Source organism: Bordetella genomosp. 5 (assembly GCF_002261475.1).
Classification (GTDB): domain Bacteria; phylum Pseudomonadota; class Gammaproteobacteria; order Burkholderiales; family Burkholderiaceae_B; genus Bordetella.
In genome coordinates, this window is the sequence record NZ_NEVN01000002.1 from 181,923 (window position 1) to 198,016 (window position 16,094).

18 protein-coding genes are annotated in these 16,094 nt (G+C 67.7%); 10 read left to right on the forward strand and 8 right to left on the reverse strand.

Annotated features, from left to right (window positions below):
• The first annotated feature begins 5 nt into the window (after nt 1-5).
• On the forward strand, nt 6-1,103 hold the full coding sequence (gene moaA / locus CEK29_RS04390; protein WP_094857435.1) for a GTP 3',8-cyclase MoaA: 1,098 nt from the start codon (nt 6-8) through the stop codon (nt 1,101-1,103).
• Between the two features lie 54 nt (nt 1,104-1,157).
• Here the strand turns inward: moaA and CEK29_RS04395 are convergent, their stop codons facing one another.
• From CEK29_RS04395 to moaC, 5 genes are read right to left on the reverse strand one after another with little or no spacing between them, the layout of a single operon-like run.
• Nucleotides 1,158-2,360: a molybdopterin molybdotransferase MoeA gene (locus tag CEK29_RS04395; RefSeq protein WP_094857436.1), complete on the reverse strand. Its 1,203-nt coding sequence runs from the start codon at nt 2,358-2,360 to the stop codon at nt 1,158-1,160.
• 2 nt (nt 2,361-2,362) lie between these two features.
• Nucleotides 2,363-2,884 (reverse strand): molybdenum cofactor biosynthesis protein B, encoded by a 522-nt coding sequence (moaB, locus tag CEK29_RS04400; RefSeq protein WP_094803540.1) that lies wholly within the window; start codon nt 2,882-2,884, stop codon nt 2,363-2,365.
• Complete coding sequence (locus CEK29_RS04405) at nt 2,884-3,360, reverse strand: molybdenum cofactor biosynthesis protein MoaE (protein WP_094857437.1); 477 nt, start codon at nt 3,358-3,360, stop codon at nt 2,884-2,886. The genes moaB and CEK29_RS04405 overlap by 1 nt, the downstream gene beginning before the upstream one ends.
• A gap of 1 nt (nt 3,361) precedes the next feature.
• Nucleotides 3,362-3,613: a MoaD/ThiS family protein gene (locus CEK29_RS04410; RefSeq protein ID WP_094857438.1), complete on the reverse strand. Its 252-nt coding sequence runs from the start codon at nt 3,611-3,613 to the stop codon at nt 3,362-3,364.
• On the reverse strand, nt 3,594-4,106 hold the full coding sequence (gene moaC / locus CEK29_RS04415) for a cyclic pyranopterin monophosphate synthase MoaC (protein WP_094857439.1): 513 nt from the start codon (nt 4,104-4,106) through the stop codon (nt 3,594-3,596). Before moaC ends, CEK29_RS04410 begins: the two co-directional genes overlap by 20 nt.
• A gap of 127 nt (nt 4,107-4,233) precedes the next feature.
• Here moaC and CEK29_RS04420 point away from each other — a divergent pair, with 127 nt between their 5' ends.
• Together CEK29_RS04420 and CEK29_RS04425 are read left to right on the forward strand one after the other, a co-directional pair.
• Nucleotides 4,234-7,644 (forward strand): DUF748 domain-containing protein, encoded by a 3,411-nt coding sequence (locus CEK29_RS04420; RefSeq protein WP_094857440.1) that lies wholly within the window; start codon nt 4,234-4,236, stop codon nt 7,642-7,644.
• A 22-nt stretch (nt 7,645-7,666) separates the two neighbouring features.
• Nucleotides 7,667-8,548, forward strand: a complete 882-nt coding sequence (locus CEK29_RS04425; RefSeq protein ID WP_094803529.1) for a dienelactone hydrolase family protein — start codon at nt 7,667-7,669, stop codon at nt 8,546-8,548.
• A gap of 54 nt (nt 8,549-8,602) precedes the next feature.
• On the opposite strand, the gene CEK29_RS04430 is transcribed toward CEK29_RS04425, so the two are convergent.
• Complete coding sequence (locus CEK29_RS04430; protein WP_249279188.1) at nt 8,603-9,025, reverse strand: hypothetical protein; 423 nt, start codon at nt 9,023-9,025, stop codon at nt 8,603-8,605.
• A gap of 252 nt (nt 9,026-9,277) precedes the next feature.
• Here CEK29_RS04430 and CEK29_RS04435 point away from each other — a divergent pair, with 252 nt between their 5' ends.
• Nucleotides 9,278-9,781, forward strand: coding sequence for a peroxiredoxin (locus CEK29_RS04435; protein WP_094803527.1), 504 nt, complete (start codon nt 9,278-9,280; stop codon nt 9,779-9,781).
• Between the two features lie 84 nt (nt 9,782-9,865).
• Entirely contained in the window at nt 9,866-11,314 is a 1,449-nt protein-coding gene (locus CEK29_RS04440; RefSeq protein WP_094857441.1) for an MFS transporter, read from the forward strand.
• Between the two features lie 118 nt (nt 11,315-11,432).
• Here CEK29_RS04440 and CEK29_RS04445 read toward each other — a convergent pair whose 3' ends face one another.
• Nucleotides 11,433-12,296: a DMT family transporter gene (locus CEK29_RS04445; RefSeq protein WP_094857442.1), complete on the reverse strand. Its 864-nt coding sequence runs from the start codon at nt 12,294-12,296 to the stop codon at nt 11,433-11,435.
• Nucleotides 12,297-12,315: 19 nt separating this feature from the next.
• A complete protein-coding gene (gene bioB / locus CEK29_RS04450; RefSeq protein ID WP_094857443.1) occupies nt 12,316-13,356 on the reverse strand; it encodes a biotin synthase BioB in 1,041 nt (346 codons plus the stop codon).
• Between the two features lie 496 nt (nt 13,357-13,852).
• On the opposite strand from bioB, the gene CEK29_RS04455 reads away from it, so the two are divergent.
• The 5 genes from CEK29_RS04455 to CEK29_RS04475 all read left to right on the forward strand — a co-directional run bounded on the left by CEK29_RS04455 (nt 13,853) and on the right by CEK29_RS04475 (nt 16,033).
• Nucleotides 13,853-14,167: a DUF4148 domain-containing protein gene (locus CEK29_RS04455; protein WP_432759256.1), complete on the forward strand. Its 315-nt coding sequence runs from the start codon at nt 13,853-13,855 to the stop codon at nt 14,165-14,167.
• 79 nt (nt 14,168-14,246) lie between these two features.
• Nucleotides 14,247-14,561 (forward strand): DUF4148 domain-containing protein, encoded by a 315-nt coding sequence (locus CEK29_RS04460; RefSeq protein WP_094803520.1) that lies wholly within the window; start codon nt 14,247-14,249, stop codon nt 14,559-14,561.
• A 68-nt stretch (nt 14,562-14,629) separates the two neighbouring features.
• A complete protein-coding gene (locus tag CEK29_RS04465; RefSeq protein WP_440588301.1) occupies nt 14,630-14,944 on the forward strand; it encodes a DUF4148 domain-containing protein in 315 nt (104 codons plus the stop codon).
• Nucleotides 14,945-14,973: 29 nt separating this feature from the next.
• Entirely contained in the window at nt 14,974-15,288 is a 315-nt protein-coding gene (locus CEK29_RS04470) for a DUF4148 domain-containing protein (protein WP_094803518.1), read from the forward strand.
• A 145-nt stretch (nt 15,289-15,433) separates the two neighbouring features.
• Nucleotides 15,434-16,033 carry a TetR/AcrR family transcriptional regulator gene (locus CEK29_RS04475; protein WP_094803516.1) on the forward strand — a complete coding sequence of 200 codons (600 nt, stop codon included), beginning with the start codon at nt 15,434-15,436 and terminating at the stop codon, nt 16,031-16,033.
• The last annotated feature ends 61 nt before the right edge of the window (nt 16,034-16,094 follow it).

The window sequence follows — 16,094 nt, forward strand, 5'->3', positions numbered from 1 at the left end:
AACCTATGAATGCCGTGATTCATCTGACCGATCTGCGCACGCCGCGCCTGCCCGAGGCCGATCTGCCCCTGGGGGGCGAACCCGTGCGCGACACGCGCGGGCGCCCGCTGCGCGATCTGCGCATCTCCGTCACGGACCGCTGCAACTTCCGCTGCACCTACTGCATGCCGCGCGAGGTATTCGACAGCGACTACGCCTTCATGCCGCATTCGTCGCTGCTGTCGTTCGAAGAGATCGAGCGCCTGGCGCGTCTGTTCGTGCAGCTGGGCACCGAAAAGATCCGTCTCACGGGTGGCGAGCCGCTGCTGCGCAAAAACATCGAGACCCTGATCGGCATGCTGTCGGCCCTGCGCACGCCGCAGGGCGAGCCGCTCGATCTCACGCTCACCACCAACGGCAGCCTGCTCGCCCGCAAGGCGCGGGCGCTGGCCGACGCCGGCCTGAAACGCGTCACCGTCAGCCTCGACGCGCTGGATGCGGCGCGCTTCGCCACGATGAGCGACAGCCGCGTGACCCCCGATGATGTCCTGCGCGGCATCGATGCCGCGGCCGACGCGGGCCTCACGCCCGTCAAGGTCAATATGGTGGTGCGTCGCGGCCTGAACGACGACCAGATCCTGCCCATGGCGCGGCGCTTCCGCGGCAGCGGTCATGTCCTGCGCTTCATCGAGTACATGGACGTCGGCAGCACCAACGGCTGGAACCTGACCGAAGTGGTGCCGAGCGCCGAGGTGATCCGCACGATCGCCGAGCATTATCCGCTCGAGCCCTGTACCGAGCCGGCCATGGGCCGGGTGGCACAGCGCTGGCGTTATGCCGACGGGGCGGGTGAGATCGGCGTGATCTCCAGCGTGACCGAGGCCTTCTGCGAAGGGTGCACGCGCGCGCGGCTCTCGCCCGAGGGCAAGCTGTACCTGTGCCTGTTCTCCACCGGCGGCTACGATCTGCGCGATCTGGTGCGCGGCGGCGCCGACGATACCCGCATTCAGCGCGTGATCTCCGGCATCTGGCGCCCACGCGCCGACAACTACTCCGAAAGCCGCACGATGCAGGGCCCGGCCGACGCCGACGGGCGCATCGAGATGAGCTACATCGGCGGCTGAGCCGGACGCCCGGCCGCCGTTTCCGGCGCCTGCCATCGCGGCGGCCGCGCCCGATTACGACAGCCAGTGCGCGAGGTCGTAGTAACGCACCACGTCGCCGTCGTTCAGCGTCTGACCCGCAGGCAGGCGCGCAAGCCCGGTGCTCCAGGGCAGCGAGCTGACAATGTTCGATGCCTGCGTGCGATACAGCTCGAGCTCGGCGCCGGTATCGGTTTCGCGACGCTGCACGCGCACGAACTCCTCGCGGCTTTCGGTGCGTGGAGCCGGCAGGCGCAGCACCGCGCGCGACACCTGCGGCAGCGTGACCGCGCGGCCCTGCATGCGTCGCACGAGCGGCGAGACCAGCACCATGAATACCGCAAAGCTCGACACCGGATTGCCCGGCAGCGATACCACCGGCTTGCCGTCCACGTGAGCCAGCGCCACCGGCTTGCCCGGCTTCATGCGCACCTTCCAGAGCGTGAGCGTGCCGCCCAGCGCTTCGAGCGCGGGCTTGACCAGATCCCGCTCACCGACCGACACGCCGCCGGTGCTCAGGACCAGATCGCAGTCGCGCAGCAGCGTCTGCAAGGCTTCGCGCGTGTCGGCTTCGTCGTCGCGCGCATGCAGCACATGCACGACATCGGCGCCGATGCCTTCGACCAGGCTCGCGAGCATCGGGGCATTGGAGTTGTAGATCTGCGCTTCGGTGCGCGTCTGGCCGGGGGCGACGAGCTCGTCGCCGGTGGTGAGTACGCCCACGCGCACGCGCCGGAACACGCGGGTCTGCGCCAGACCCTGCGAGGCCAGCAACGCGATGTGAGCCGCGCCCAGCACGATGCCTGCCTCGAGCACGATCTGGCCCGCCTGGGTGTCTTCGGCGCGCTTGCGCACGTGCTGGCCGAGCCTGGCTTCGCCGGTGATCTCGACTCGGCCGTCGGTCTCGCGGGTGTTCTCCTGCATGATGACGGTGTCGGCGCCGGGCGGAATGAGACTGCCGGTGAAGAGCCGGGTCGCCTGGCCGGGCAGCGCGGGCTGCGGCGCGTCGCCGGCATAGACGCGTTGCTGGATGGGCAGCGGTTTGCCGGCGGCGAGGTCGGCGTGGCGCACGGCGTAACCGTCCATCTCGCTGTTGTCGGCCGGCGGCAGGTCGAGCGTGGCGCACACCGATTCGGCCAGCACGCGGCCGGCCAGTCGCGCGAGCGGCAACAGCTCGGTCTCGGCAACGGGCCCGGCGGCCTCGAGCAATTGCGCCTGGGCCTGTTCGAACTCGAGCATGCTTATTCCTCGGTGTTGCGGCGGCGCAGGGGCGCCGCGAAATTGCAGGGTTTGTGATCGCTGTCGAGCTGCTCGCGGATGATGCCGTCCCAGGCGGTCTGGCAGGCATCGTTGGAGCCCGGAATGCAGAAGATCACGGTGTTGTTGGCATAGCCGGCGATGGCGCGCGACTGCAGCGCCGAACTGCCGATTTCGGTGTAGGAGATCTGGCGGAACAGCTCGCCGAAGCCATCGATCTCGCGATCGAACAACACCCGCACCGCTTCCGGCGTGCAGTCGCGTTCGGCGAAACCCGTGCCGCCGTTGGTCATGATGACCTGCACCTCGGGGTCGGCGATCCATTCGCTCAGGATGCGGCGGATCGCGTAGCGGTCGTGACCCACGATGTCGCGGCGCACGCATTGATGGCCGGCCTGGGCGAGGCCATGGACCAGGATGTTGCCGGACGTGTCGTCGCCCGCGCTGCGGGAGTTGCTCACGGTGAGGACGGCGCAGGCCAGCGATACTTTCTTGTCGGTATCCATCAGCGTTCCTTGGGATGCGTCGGTTCGTCTTGCCAGGAATCGGTGCGTTCGGCGTCGGCGGCGCGCTGCTCGACCCAGAAGGTCTCGCCGGACGCCAGGGCCTCGCGCTTCCAGAAGGGCGCGCGGGTCTTCAGGGCGTCGATGATGAATTCGCAGCCGCGGAAGGCGTCGCCACGGTGGGCGCTCGCCACGCCCACGAACACGATGCGCGCGCCCAGCTCCAGCCGGCCCACGCGATGCATGACCAGCGTGGCCGCCAGCGGCCAGCGCTCGCGCGCGCTCCGTGCGATGTCCTCGAGCTCGCGCTCGCACATGCCGGGATAGTGTTCGAGAAACAGGGCGTCGGTGGGCTGCCCGGGGGCGAAGTCGCGCACGTAGCCCGTGAACGTGACCACGGCGCCGGCATTGCCGGCCGCCTCGAGCAATCGCTGCTTCAGCTCGGCTTCGTCGAAATCGGCTTCCTGCACGTAGATCATGCTAGCCCCCGGTCACGGGTTCGAAGACCGCCACTTCGTCGCCCGGCGCGATCACGGCCTCGGGCTTGGCGTGCGTCTGGTTGATGGCGAGCTTGAGCCGGCGGGTCTGCCCGAGCTGAGGGTAGCGCTCGGTGAGCGCGGCCAGCAACTGCGTGCCCGTCGTGGGGCCGGCGAGCGGCCAGACCTCGCTGCGCTTGCCGGTCAGCTCGGCGATGCGCGCGAAATACAGCAGATCAATCGTTGCGCCATTCACCGCTCTTACCTCCGGCCTTGTATTGCAGGCGAACCTGCTCGATCACGATCGCCTTGTCGGCGGCCTTGCACATGTCGTAGATGGTGAGCGCGGCCACGCTGCACGCGGTCATGGCTTCCATCTCGACACCGGTTTTGTATTGGGTGCGGCAGGTGGCGCGGATATCGATGCGATGCGCGGCGTCGTCGAGCGAGAACTCCACGCCCACGAACGCGAGCGGCAGGCTGTGGCACAACGGGATCAGCTCGGCGCAGCGTTTGGCGGCCAGGATGGCGGCCACGCGCGCGGTGTTGAGCACTTCGCCCTTGCCCTGACCGGGCGCGGTGAGCAGCCCATAGGCGTGCGCGTTCATGCGCACGCTGGCGGCGGCGATGGCGACGCGCTCGGTGTCGGTTTTGGCGACCACGTCGACCATGCGGACCTGCCCGTCTTCGTCGAGGTGGCTGAGGGCGGGCAGGGCGTCGGCGCCTGCGCCGGGAGAAGAACCGGACATGAACGGGACCTTCGGAATGGTTAAGGATTGCAAGCGTACCGGCCCGGGCGGGTACGCGCTCGCCCTATGATAGACGAGGCGCAAACGGGGCGCGATAATCCCCGCACCTCATCTCGGGAGATGCCAAATGCCAGTGCGCTTGCCGGTACCGCGGGTGACGCGCCGGATGGTCAAGATCCTGGCGTGGGTCGTGGGGGTGGCGCTGGTGCTGGCGGGGCTGGCGGCCTGGCAGGTGCCCAAGGTCGTGCGATCGGCGCTCACCACCGACGTGGCCGCCATGCTCGGCCGAGACGTGAGCGTCGGCAATATCTCCTTCAATCCGTTCACGCTGACTCTGCGGGCGCACGATCTCGCGGTGAGCCAGCCGCAGGGCGCCGCGCCGCTGCTGCGGATTGGCCTGATCGATGTGAGCGCCGGCTGGCGCTCGGCGATCTTCTTCGCGCCGGTGATCGACCGCATCCGGGTGGTGGATCCCCATGCCGCGCTGGTGCGCGACGACGTCACTCACTTCAATTTTTCCGATATCCAGCAGAAGCTGGAGGCCATGGCCGCCGCCAAGCCGGCCCCGCCACCGGACGCCGACGACGCCCTGCCGCGCTTTTCGCTCAACAACCTGAGCCTCGAGGGCGGGCAGGTCACGCTCGATGACAAGGTTACCGGGCGCACCCACACGATCGACCGCATCAGCCTGGGCGTGCCGTTCGTGTCCACCTTCGGCTACGCCGCCGACATCGATGTGCAGCCCAGGGTGCACATGCGCATCAATGGCAGCGCCTTCGATCTGGATGGCGTCACACGGCCTTTCGACAAAGTCCCGAGCTCCACGCTGAACGTGTCGTTCGTGGGCCTGGAGCTGGACAAGTGGGCCGACATCTGGCCCTTGCCCATGCCGGTCGAGTTGCATCGCGGCCTGCTCGATTCGGCGCTGCAGGTGCGCTTCGAGCAGCCCCGGGATGCCGCGCCGGTGGTGCGGATCGTGGGCGACGTCGGCCTGCGCCAGTTCGATCTGCGCGAAACCTCGGGCGACGCGCTGATGGCCTGGAGCACGCTGGTGCTGCGGCGTATCAGCGCCGAGCCGATCGCGCGCAAGCTTTATGTGGGCGAGGTCGAGCTGTGGTCGCCGCAGGCGCAGACGCGCCGCTACGCCGATCAGCGCATCAACTGGCTCGAGGTCATCAACGATCTGCAGAAGCTGGGCGATCCGCGCACCGAGCCGGCCACCAGGCTGGTGCCCGCCAGCCGGCCCGACGCCGCCGCGCCTGCACCCGCGACCGGCACCGCGCCGCCCGCGGCCACGGCGCCGCCGCCCGATCCCTGGCATGTCGTGGTCGACGCGGTCAATCTGCACGATGGCGAGCTGCGGCTGCGCGACGCCGGCAGCGGGCTGGACTATCAGATCACCGGGCTGGGCGCGACGGTCGAAGGCATCGAACTGCCGCAACCGAAAGACCGCCCCATGCTGGTCTGGCTGTCCATGGACAACGCCACCGATGGCGGCTGGCTGCGTGCGAAGGGGCCGCTGGTGCTGCAACCGCTGTCGCTCGACCTGGACCTGCAGCTGGCCAACGTCGCGCTGGCGCCGTTCGCGCCGGCCGTGCGCAGCGTGGCCCCCATCGTGCTGCAGGACGGACGGATGGCGCTGAACGCCCGGCTGCGGCTGGTGCAGCAGGGTCAGGTCAACGTGGTGTCGGCCACGGCGGTGCAGGCCCGGCTGGCGCGTCTCGCCCTGCGCGACGAAAGCATGAAGCCCGCGATCGACATCCGTCTGGGTCAGCTCGACCTCGGCGTGAACCAGCTCTCCCTGGGCCCGCAGCCGGCCAGCTTCACGTTGAACGCGCGCGACATCCAGGGCAAGGGCACGCTGGCGCTCAAGGGCGCGTTCACCACGCAGCCCGTTTCGGTCAAGACGCAGGTCGATCTTGCCGGGCTGGACCTGGCCGCCTTCGCTCCCTATGTGGCCTCGCGCCTCAATGCCACCGTGCGCTCGGTCATCGTCGCGGCGCGTGGCGAAGCCAGCTATGCGGGCAGCGGCCCGTCGCTCGCCGCCACCTGGAACGGCGCGGTCGACGTGACCGACCTCAACCTCGAAGACCGCGTCAATCGCGACGACTTCCTCAAGTGGTCCAGGCTCGGGCTCTCCGGCATGCAGATCGCCATGAAGGGCAGCACGCTGTCGGCCAATCTGGGCGACATCCTGCTCGACGACTTCTACGGCCGCGTCCTGCTCAACGCCGAGGGGCGGCTCAATGTCATGGACCTCGTGGCCGAGCCCGGCGAGGCCGGCGGCTCGATCACGCAAGACACCCAGACGCGCGCGCGAGCAGACGCCAGCGCGGCGGCGGGCGCCATGCCCGACATCTCGCTCAGCAGCGTCACGCTCAAGCGTGGCCGCATGACCTTCACCGACCGCTTCATCAAGCCCAACTACACCGCCGAGCTGTCGGCCATCGAGGGCACGGTGTCGGCCGTGTCGTCGCGCCGGCCGCAGCCGGCACGCGTCAATGTGGGCGGGCGGGTCTACACCACCGCGCCGTTCTCGATCAGCGGCACGGTGCAGCCGTTCGCGCAGTATCTGTCGCTCGACCTGAAGGCGAGTGCGAAGGGCGTGGATCTGCCGCGCTTCACGACCTATTCGGCCAAGTACGTCGGCTATCCGATCAAGCGCGGCAAGCTCTCGATGGACGTGCGCTACGAGATCAAGAACCGGGCGCTCACCGCGAGCAACCGCGTCGTGCTCAATCAGCTCACGTTCGGCGACAAGACCAACAGCCCGGATGCCATCAAAGCGCCGGTGCTGCTGGCCGTGGCGCTGCTGAAAGACAGCCGCGGCAACATCGACATCAACCTGCCTATTTCCGGCTCGCTCGACGATCCGCAGTTCTCGGTCGGCGGCATCATCGTCCGGGTGCTGGTCAATCTGGTGGTCAAGGCGGTCACCTCGCCGTTCACCTTGCTGGCATCGGCCTTCGGCGGCGGCGAAGAGCTGTCTTATGTGGCGTTCGCGCCGGGCAGCGCCGAGCTCACGCCCGAGGGCGCCGAACGCCTGGACACGCTGGCCACCGCGCTGAACGACCGGCCCCAGCTCAAGCTCGACGTCGCGGGCCGCGCCGATCCCGTCACCGACGAGGCCGGCCTGCGCCAGGCCTGGGTCGACCGGCAGATCCGGCTCGCGAAGGCGCGCGCAACCGCGCCGCGCGGCAAGAAGCCCGATCCCGACGGCGTGACCGTGAGCGCCGCCGAGCGTGCCAGGTACCTCGAGGCCGCCTACGACGACACCAAGCTCGAGAACAAGCCGCGCAACTTCATCGGCCTGGCCAAGTCCATCCCGGCCTCCGAAATGGAGGCGCTGCTGCGGCAGGCGGCGCCGGCTGGCCAGGACGAGCTGCGAAAGCTTGCGGACTTGCGGGCGCAGGCGGTATACGAGAAGCTGCAAGCCGCAGGACCCGCCGACCGCGTCTTCATGGTCGAGCCCACGTTCGGCACCGATGGCATCAAAGACGACGGCCCGCCGTCGCGTGTCGATTTCTCGCTGAAGTGACCCCCTCGAGGAGTGCCCCTACATGTCCGGCCCTGATTCCGAATTCGATAGTCTGTTGCCGCCGCTCAAGCTGGACCGGCGCGGCTTCATCGCCACCACGGTGGCCGCGGGCTTCTCGCTGGCCGCCGGCCAGGCCGTTGCACAGACCGCCATCCAGACCGACGCCAAAGGCCTGACGGCCGGCAAGATCGAGATCCCCACCACCGACGGCAAGATCCCGGCCTACCGCGCGGCGCCGGCCGACAAGAAGAACCTCCCCACCTTGCTGGTGGTGTCGGAGATCTTCGGGGTGCACGAGTACATCCAGGATGTCTGCCGCCGTCTGGCCCATGCGGGCTACCTGGCCATCGCGCCGGAGCTGTTCGCGCGCCAGGGCGATCCGTCCAAGTACACCGAGATCGCCAAGCTGCGCGCCGAGGTGGTCGACCGCGCGCCCGATGCGCAGGTCATGGCCGACCTCGATGCCACGGCGGCCTGGGCCACCAGCCATGGCGGCGCCGCCGACAAGCTCGGCATCCTGGGCTTTTGTTGGGGCGGCCGCATCACGTGGCTCTATGCGGCGCACCGCGCGGGTCTGAAGGCGGGCGCGGCCTGGTACGGCCAGTTGGGCGGGGCGGCTTCCGAGCTCAAGCCGCGCTCGGTGCTCGAGTCGGTCGACAAGCTGCAGGCGCCCGTGCTGGGCGCATATGGCGGCAAAGACGCCGGCATTCCGCTCGAAGATGTCGACAAAATGCGCGTCGCGCTCGCCAAGGGGCCTGCCGCCGCCCGGGCCTCGCGCATCGACATCTACCCCGACGCACCGCATGCCTTCCACGCCGACTACCGGCCGAGCTACCGCAAGGCCGAGGCCGAGCAGGCCTGGACCCGCATGCTGGACTGGTTCGCCGAGAAGGGCCTGAAGTAAGCCGTGGATCCCCGCGCGGCAGGCCCGGTATCGCCTGGCCTGCCGCGCGACCGCTCAGTCTTTCTTGTCGGGCAAGCCGTCCGTCACCTCGGCGATCGATTGCTTCATGCTGTCGTAGCCCATCGTGCGTTCGCGCTGAAAACCGCCCAGCACGCCGGCGCAGCCATCCACGCCGCCCTTGCGCATGTCTTCCATCATGACCTTGCCCTTCGACTGGCCTTGCTGGAAGGCGGCGTCGAAGACCTTGAAGTCGTAACGATATTCTTTGGCGAAGCGCTCGAGGTTCTTGCGCCAGTTGGCTTCCTGCTGCGTCAGGTCGGGGGCCGAGGCGCCGCAGACCCGGGCCGCGCCGTTGCTGGCGCCGGCCGTGTCGACGATCTGTTCGAAAATCAGCTGATCCGAGGGGCCGGCCGCGTGGGCGGGCGCAGCCAGCCAGCCGCTCGCGGCGGTGAGCACGGCGATCATGAATGCACGCATGACAATTCCTCCTGCATGACAGACCCGGCACGAGGCGGGTCGGAACAATGACTGCATTATGGCCAGTCATGCCCCGGCCGCGCCGGATCACGGCGTTTGGAGTCGTTTCAGACTGTTCGTGTTTCTTTCGGGCCGGGAACAATGCCTCGGGTTTCGGCACTATGATTGAGGAAGACAGGGCCGCCTTCGCGGCCCTGTCTCACAAGCACAATTCACTTTGTCTCGCACGTTCCGTAATTGCTGGAGAACTCCATGACGCTCAAAGTCGGCGATCGGCTGCCCGATGGCACCCTGACCGAATTCATCGAAACCGAAACGCCGGGCTGCCAACTGGGCCCCAACGCTTTCCAGGTCGCCGACCTGGTCCGCGGCAAGAAAATCGCGCTGTTCGCCGTGCCGGGCGCTTTCACCCCGACCTGCTCGGCCAAGCACCTGCCGGGCTATGTGGCCCAGGCCGATGCGCTGCGCGCCAAGGGCGTGGACGAAATCTGGTGCGTGTCCGTTAACGACGCGTTCGTGATGGGCGCCTGGGGCCGCGAGCAGCAGGCGGGCGCCAAGGTCCGCATGCTGGCCGACGGTTCGGCCACCTGGACCCGTGAGCTCGGCCTCGAGCTCGATCTGATCGCCCGCGGCATGGGCGTGCGTTCGCAACGCTACTCGGCCCTGATCGAGGATGGCGTCGTGACGCAACTCAATATCGAAGGTCCCGGCAAGTTCGAAGTGAGCGACGCCGACACGCTGCTGCGCCAGCTGTAAAGGGTTTGTCCGGTCCGGTTCGCCGCACGGCGGACCGGATCGTTACCCGCGTGTGCCCGACAACCCAAAAGCGGTCGCCCGTCCATGATTTCCACGATTTCCGCGTTTTCCTCGTTGTACTTCGCCACGTTGCTGATGTTGATCGGCACGGGCATCTTCAATACCTACATGGGCCTGCGGCTCACGGGGCAGTCCGTCAGCGAAGTCTGGATCGGCGCCCTGATCGCCGCCTACTACCTCGGCCTCGTGTGCGGCGCCCGCATGGGTCACAAGCTCATCATCCGGGTCGGTCATATCCGGGCTTTCGCCGCCTGTGCCGCCATCGCCACCTGCATGATCCTGGCCCAGAGCCTGATCGAATCCATGCCGCTGTGGCTGGCGCTGCGCCTGGTGGCGGGCATCGTGATGGTGACCGAGCTCATGGTCATCGAGAGCTGGCTCAACGAGCAGACCGAAAACCAGCAGCGTGGCCGGGTGTTCTCCGTCTACATGATGGTCTCGGGTCTGGGCACCGTGCTGGGTCAACTGGTCCTCACGGCCTATACCTCGCTGGGCGATGGCCCGCTGATTCTGGTGGCGATGTGTCTCACGCTGTGCCTGGTGCCCATCGCCGTCACCGCGCGCTCTCACCCGCCCACGCCGCTGCCCGCGCCGCTCGACCTGCGCTTCTTCATCAAGCGCGTGCCGCTGTCGCTCACCGTGCTGTTCGTCGCGGGCAATCTGTCGGGCGCGTTCTATGGTCTGGCGCCGGTGTACGCGGCCAAGCTGGGCCTGACCACCTCGCAGGCGGCCATGTTCGTCGCCGCCGGCGTGACGGCGGGTCTGGTGGCGCAGTGGCCCATGGGCTGGTTGTCCGACCGCATCAACCGCGCCGGGCTGATCCGCTTCAACGCCGCCTTGCTGGTGGCGCTGCCGATGCTGATGTGGGGCTGGCTGTCGCTGCCATATTGGTTCCTGCTGGTGCTCTCGGGCATTTTCGGCGTGCTGATGTTCACGCTCTATCCGCTGGGCGCGGCATTCGCCAATGACCACGTGGAGTCGGATCGCCGCGTCGGCCTGAGCGCCGTGCTGCTCATGGTGTATGGCGTGGGCGCCTGCCTGGGCCCGATGGTGGCGGGCGTGCTGATGACCTACGGCGGTCCCGCCATGTACTACATCTTCGTGTCGGCCTGCGCGCTGATTCTGGTGTGGCAAGTGCGTCCGGCGCGTGTCACCGGCGCCCATCAGGCGCACGACGCGCCGGTGCAGTTCGTGCCCATGCCGGACACGCTGCAGAGCTCGCCCGCGTCCGTGGCGCTGGACCCTCGCGTGGATCCGGTGGCCGACGCCGCCATGGAAATGGTGGCGCCGGAGCCTGGCGTGGTGCAGCCGCCCGGGCCGGTCGAAGAGAGCGTGGCGCCGATCGCCGCCTTCGAAAACGTCGAACCCGCCACGGCGTTCTCGGCGGCCGAGGTGCGCGATTCGCCCGCCGTCGACGAGTCGGCCTCCAACGACGACCTGTCCGCGCCCCAGCATCAGCGCACGGGTAGCTGACACAGCGACGGCCGGCGCCCGTCACGCACCGTCCCGCCGATCGCCGCTACCGGTCCAATGCACAAGGGCTGCCTCCTCACGGAGCGCAGCCCTTGTCGCTTGCGGATCCGCTCGGGGATCAGCGCGGCATCATCACCACGATGGCGCCGATGGCCAGCGCCAGTCCGACCAGATTGATCGCCGACAGCTTCTCGCGGAACAGCACCGCGCCCGCGAGCGTGCCCAGCGCGATCACGCCCATGTTCATCGAGGCGAAGACCAGGGCAGGGTGGTCGGGCAGGGTCTGATGCGCACGGATATAGGTGTAGATGTTGGCGAAGTTCATCAGGCCCAGCAGCAGGCCGGCGGCCAGGCTGCGCGCCTGCCAGCGGGTGCGTGCCAGCAACAGATACAGCGTCATCAGCACGCCGGCCAACAGGAAGACCATCAGCAGCGTGCCCGGGAACGCGCTGCCGCTGCGCGCCATGATCTTGAACAGCACGTCGATGGTGCCGTAGCCGGCCCACACGGCCAGCGGCCACATCCAGGCGGCGTGCGGCGGGCCATCGTGCGCCGGTGCATCGGCCGGCCGGCGCAGCACGCAGAAGAGGGCGGCGAAGGCCAGTGCGATGCCGGCCAGCTTCGTCGTCGTGACGGGCTCGCCGAACAGCACGAATGCCGCGAGCAGCGCGATGAAAAGCGAGAGGCGCTGCGCCGCGTCGCTGCGCACGATGCCGGCATACCGCACCGAGCGTGCCATCGCCACGAAGACGCTGGGCATCAGCACGCCCAACGCGCCGAGCAGCAGCAGATTGCCGCCCTGCAGGTTGATGCGCCCCAGATCCGGCTTGAGCAGCGACACGCACAGCACCGCGGCCATGGCGTAATTGGTGGCGATGGCTTGGCGCACATCGATGTCGTAGCGGCGTGCGAGCTTCAGCAATATCGCCACGGTAACGCTGCACAGCACACTGGCTGCCAGCAAACCCAGACCTGCGTTCATCTTGTCTTGCTCTCCGGATTCAGGCCGGCTGCCGCGTGCGGCATTCCTGGGCCTGGGGTTGTGCTGCAAAGGAAGTGTCGTCGGCGCCCTCGGCCCGCAGGCCCAGGCGCGTCAGCAGCCGCTTGTCGGCCTCCACCTGCGGATTGGCCGTGGTCAACAGCACGTCGCCGTAAAAAATCGAGTTGGCGCCGGCCAGAAAGCACAGGGCCTGTTCGGCGTCGTTCATGGTTTCCCGGCCCGCCGACAGCCGCACGCGGGCGCGCGGCATGGTGATACGTGCCACCGCGATGGTGCGGATGAACTCGAACGGATCCAGCGGCTCGGTGCCCGCCAGCGGCGTGCCCTCGACCTGCACCAGATTGTTGATCGGCACCGACTCGGGGTAGGGCTCCATGTTCGCGAGCTGGGCGATCAGGCCGGCCCGCTCGCGCCGCGACTCGCCCATGCCCACGATGCCGCCACAGCAGACGTTGAGGCCGGCATCGCGCACGCGTTCGAGCGTGTCCAGGCGATCCTGATAGGTGCGGGTCGAGATGATCCTGCCGTAGAACTCCGGCGAGGTATCGAGATTGTGGTTGTAGTAATCGAGCCCGGCGTCACGCAGCTGTTCGGCCTGACCCTCGGCCAGCATGCCCAGCGTGACGCAGGTTTCCATGCCCAGGTCTTTCACGGCGCGAATCATCTCGGCCACCTGCTCGAGGTGATGCGGTTTGGGGCTGCGCCAGGCCGCGCCCATGCAGAAGCGCTGTGCGCCGTTGGCCTGCGCGGCGCGCGCCGCCGCCACCACGTCGGCCACGGGCATCAGCTTGTCGGCCTCGAGCTCGGTGTCGTGGTGCGCGGACTGCGGACAGTAGGCGCAATCCTCGGGGCATCCGCCGGTCTTGATCGAGAGCAGGCTGGACAGCTGAATCTCGCTGGCGTCGAACTGCTCGCGGTGCACGGTCTGCGCCCGATACATCAGCTCGGGAAAGGGCAGGCGGAACAGAGCCTCGATCGCGGCCGGCGTCCAGGCGGCGGGCGTGGCGCGCCGCGCTGGCAGGGGAATGGTGACGGTCTGCATGGGGACTCCTGAGACAGGGAAGGGCGGCGCCAAGGCGGTGGGCATCGGCGTCGGCCCGATCGTAGAAATCCCGGCGGCAAACCGCAATCGGGCAATATTGCGCGAATTTGGCGCAAGCTTAGTCGAACTTGGGCGACGTAGGGAGACGTTGCGGCGCGCCCTGCGACAACCCGCCGTCATCTTCGGACAGAGGGCAGGGGGCGGAAAGTTGTTTCTTTGTGTAAATGCGTAGCTTGGCTTCGGGGTGATTGTCGCGGCGTTGCAACTCGTTTCAACTAAACCGCTTGCCTTATCTATCTACTAGTAGGTAATATTCGTTCAACGCTGCAGCAAACAGAACGCGGCAGCCAAGCAAAGCAGTCCGGCAGTCCCCAGAAAGAGAACCACAGCAACACCGGCAGCAGAAGATTCAAGGCATACCGCCTTTTTTATTTACCCGGTTATCTATCTACTAGTAGATAACTCAAACATCAAATCTACGAACTGGAGCTTTCTCATGAACACGATCAAGACCCTCGCCGCCGCCATCGCCGTCTCGGCCGCCTTCGCTGGCGCCGCCCAAGCGGGCGAACTGGACTGGCCCCTCGATGCCCCCAACGGCACCAGCCTGACCCGCGCCCAAGTCGTGGCCGATCTGCAAGACGCCCGTGCCCATGGCCTGGTCACCAGCAGCGAACTCGCATACCCGCCCGTGGCTCAGCAAGCCGCCACGCAAGTGAGCCGCGCCCAGGTCCGTCAGGAGCTGTCCGCCGCGCAAGCCGCCGGTATCGACGCCTCGGGTGAACTGGACTACCCGCCCGTCGCTGGCTGATTCCACACGAAGAACGCAACCCTCTTTTTATTTTCCTGAATACCTATCTACAGATAGATAGCCCCATCGGAGCCACACCATGAACACCCTCAAGACCCTCGCCGCCGCCATCGCCGTTTCCGCCGCCTTCGTCGGCACCGCCCAAGCCGGCGAGCTGGACTGGCCGCCCGTCGACACCAGCGTGAGCACGCTGTCCCGCGCCGACGTGATCGCCGACCTGCAAGCCGCCAAGGCCCAGGGCCTCGTGACCACGAGCGAACTGGCCTATCCGCCCGTCGCCGCGCAATCGGCCACCCAGCTCACCCGTGAACAAGTGCGCCAGCAACTGTCGGCGGCTGACGCTGCCGGCCTGAACGCCTCCGGCGAACTCGATTACCCGCCCGTCGCCGGCTGAGCCGCGCGGCACCGAAGCCCTCATTCCCGATCACTGCACTGAACCCTCCCGACACTAAGGAACCCATCATGAACACGATCAAGACCCTCGCCGCCGCCATCGCCGTCACCGCCGCTTTCGCAGGCACCGCCCAGGCTGGCGAACTGGATTGGCCCCTCGACGCGCCCAACGGCAGCACCCTGACCCGCGCCCAAGTCGTGGCGGATCTGCAGGACGCCCGCGCTCAAGGCCTCGTGACCAGCAACGAACTGGCTTACCCGCCCGTCGCCCAGCACGCCGACTCGCAAGTGACGCGCGCCCAGGTACGCCAGGAACTATCCGCCGCCCAGGCCGCCGGCCTCGGCATGTCCGGTGAGCTCGACTACCCGCCCGTGGCCGGCTGAGCCGTCCCCTTTCCAACCAGGAGTCCACCATGAAAACCCTCAGTGTTCTCGCCGCCGGCCTCATCACCTCGCTCGCGTTCCTGGGTTCGGCCCAGGCTGGCGAACTCGACTGGCCGCCCGCCGATACCAGCACCAGCACGGTGACCCGTGCCCAGGTCCAGGCCGAGCTGCATGCCGCCCGCGCTTTGGGGCAGCTGGCGTCCGGCGAGCAGGAGTATCCGATCACGGCATATGCCGACGCGAGCGCAGTCAGCCGCGATCAGGTTCAGTCCGCACTGCTGGCCGCGCGCCAGGCAGGTCAGACCGCGGCCGGGGAGCTCGACTACCCGCCCGTGGCCGGCTGAGCCGGACGGCCTATGTGTCGCCAAGAAACCCGCGCGCCCCGCGACGTCGGATGACGCCGTGCAGGCTGCGCGCGGGTCCAGGGATGCCCGACACAGGCTGGTTTCCCCTCGATGCATCCGATCTATGTGTAGGTAAAATTCAGCCATGGATACGCAAACCCCGACCAACACGCGCGACCAACTGCTGTCGCACGCGCAAAAACTGATCCGCACGCGTGGTTGCAATGGTTTCAGCTATCGCGACCTGGCTGATCACGTGGGCGTCAAGACGTCCAGCATCCACTACTACTTCCCGTGCAAAGACGACCTCCTGTACGAGGCGGTCGAGTCGTACAGCACCCGCGCGCTGGCCGCGCTGCGCGCCATCGACACCACGCTGCCCGCGCAAGAGCAGCTCGATGCCTATCTGCACCTGCTCGAGACGCAGGCCTGTGGCGACGGCGATGAGCTCTGCCTGGGCGGCATGCTGGCCGCCGAGGTGATGTCGCTGCCCGAGAAGGTCCGCCTGGCCCTGCAAGGCTTTTTCAACGCGCACGAGAGCTGGCTGGCGCGCGTGCTGCGCGAAGGCGCGGCACAAGGCACGCTGAAGTTCTCCGGATCGCCCGAGGTCACGGCGCGCGCGCTGTTCTCCACGGTGCAGGGCTGCCTGATCAGCTCGCGGCTGTTTCACGAGCCGCCCCGGCTGTGTCAGGCCGTCGGTGCCATGTACGTCGAGTGCGACGGCGGCAAGGCCGCAACGTCTTGAGGTGATCGCACCAGCGGCGCGCCATCCTGAAAGGGATGGCGCCGCGCCTGGCGACATCGAT

Coding starts and splice junctions, on each gene's coding strand:
- moaA (WP_094857435.1), top strand. CDS start 6: ATGAATGCCGTGATTCATCTGACCGATCTGCGCACGCCGCGCCTGCCC.
- CEK29_RS04395 (WP_094857436.1), bottom strand. CDS start 2,360: ATGCTCGAGTTCGAACAGGCCCAGGCGCAATTGCTCGAGGCCGCCGGG.
- moaB (WP_094803540.1), bottom strand. CDS start 2,884: ATGGATACCGACAAGAAAGTATCGCTGGCCTGCGCCGTCCTCACCGTG.
- CEK29_RS04405 (WP_094857437.1), bottom strand. CDS start 3,360: ATGATCTACGTGCAGGAAGCCGATTTCGACGAAGCCGAGCTGAAGCAG.
- moaC (WP_094857439.1), bottom strand. CDS start 4,106: ATGTCCGGTTCTTCTCCCGGCGCAGGCGCCGACGCCCTGCCCGCCCTC.
- CEK29_RS04420 (WP_094857440.1), top strand. CDS start 4,234: ATGCCAGTGCGCTTGCCGGTACCGCGGGTGACGCGCCGGATGGTCAAG.
- CEK29_RS04425 (WP_094803529.1), top strand. CDS start 7,667: ATGTCCGGCCCTGATTCCGAATTCGATAGTCTGTTGCCGCCGCTCAAG.
- CEK29_RS04430 (WP_249279188.1), bottom strand. CDS start 9,025: ATGCGTGCATTCATGATCGCCGTGCTCACCGCCGCGAGCGGCTGGCTG.
- CEK29_RS04435 (WP_094803527.1), top strand. CDS start 9,278: ATGACGCTCAAAGTCGGCGATCGGCTGCCCGATGGCACCCTGACCGAA.
- CEK29_RS04440 (WP_094857441.1), top strand. CDS start 9,866: ATGATTTCCACGATTTCCGCGTTTTCCTCGTTGTACTTCGCCACGTTG.
- CEK29_RS04445 (WP_094857442.1), bottom strand. CDS start 12,296: ATGAACGCAGGTCTGGGTTTGCTGGCAGCCAGTGTGCTGTGCAGCGTT.
- bioB (WP_094857443.1), bottom strand. CDS start 13,356: ATGCAGACCGTCACCATTCCCCTGCCAGCGCGGCGCGCCACGCCCGCC.
- CEK29_RS04455 (WP_432759256.1), top strand. CDS start 13,853: ATGAACACGATCAAGACCCTCGCCGCCGCCATCGCCGTCTCGGCCGCC.
- CEK29_RS04460 (WP_094803520.1), top strand. CDS start 14,247: ATGAACACCCTCAAGACCCTCGCCGCCGCCATCGCCGTTTCCGCCGCC.
- CEK29_RS04465 (WP_440588301.1), top strand. CDS start 14,630: ATGAACACGATCAAGACCCTCGCCGCCGCCATCGCCGTCACCGCCGCT.
- CEK29_RS04470 (WP_094803518.1), top strand. CDS start 14,974: ATGAAAACCCTCAGTGTTCTCGCCGCCGGCCTCATCACCTCGCTCGCG.
- CEK29_RS04475 (WP_094803516.1), top strand. CDS start 15,434: ATGGATACGCAAACCCCGACCAACACGCGCGACCAACTGCTGTCGCAC.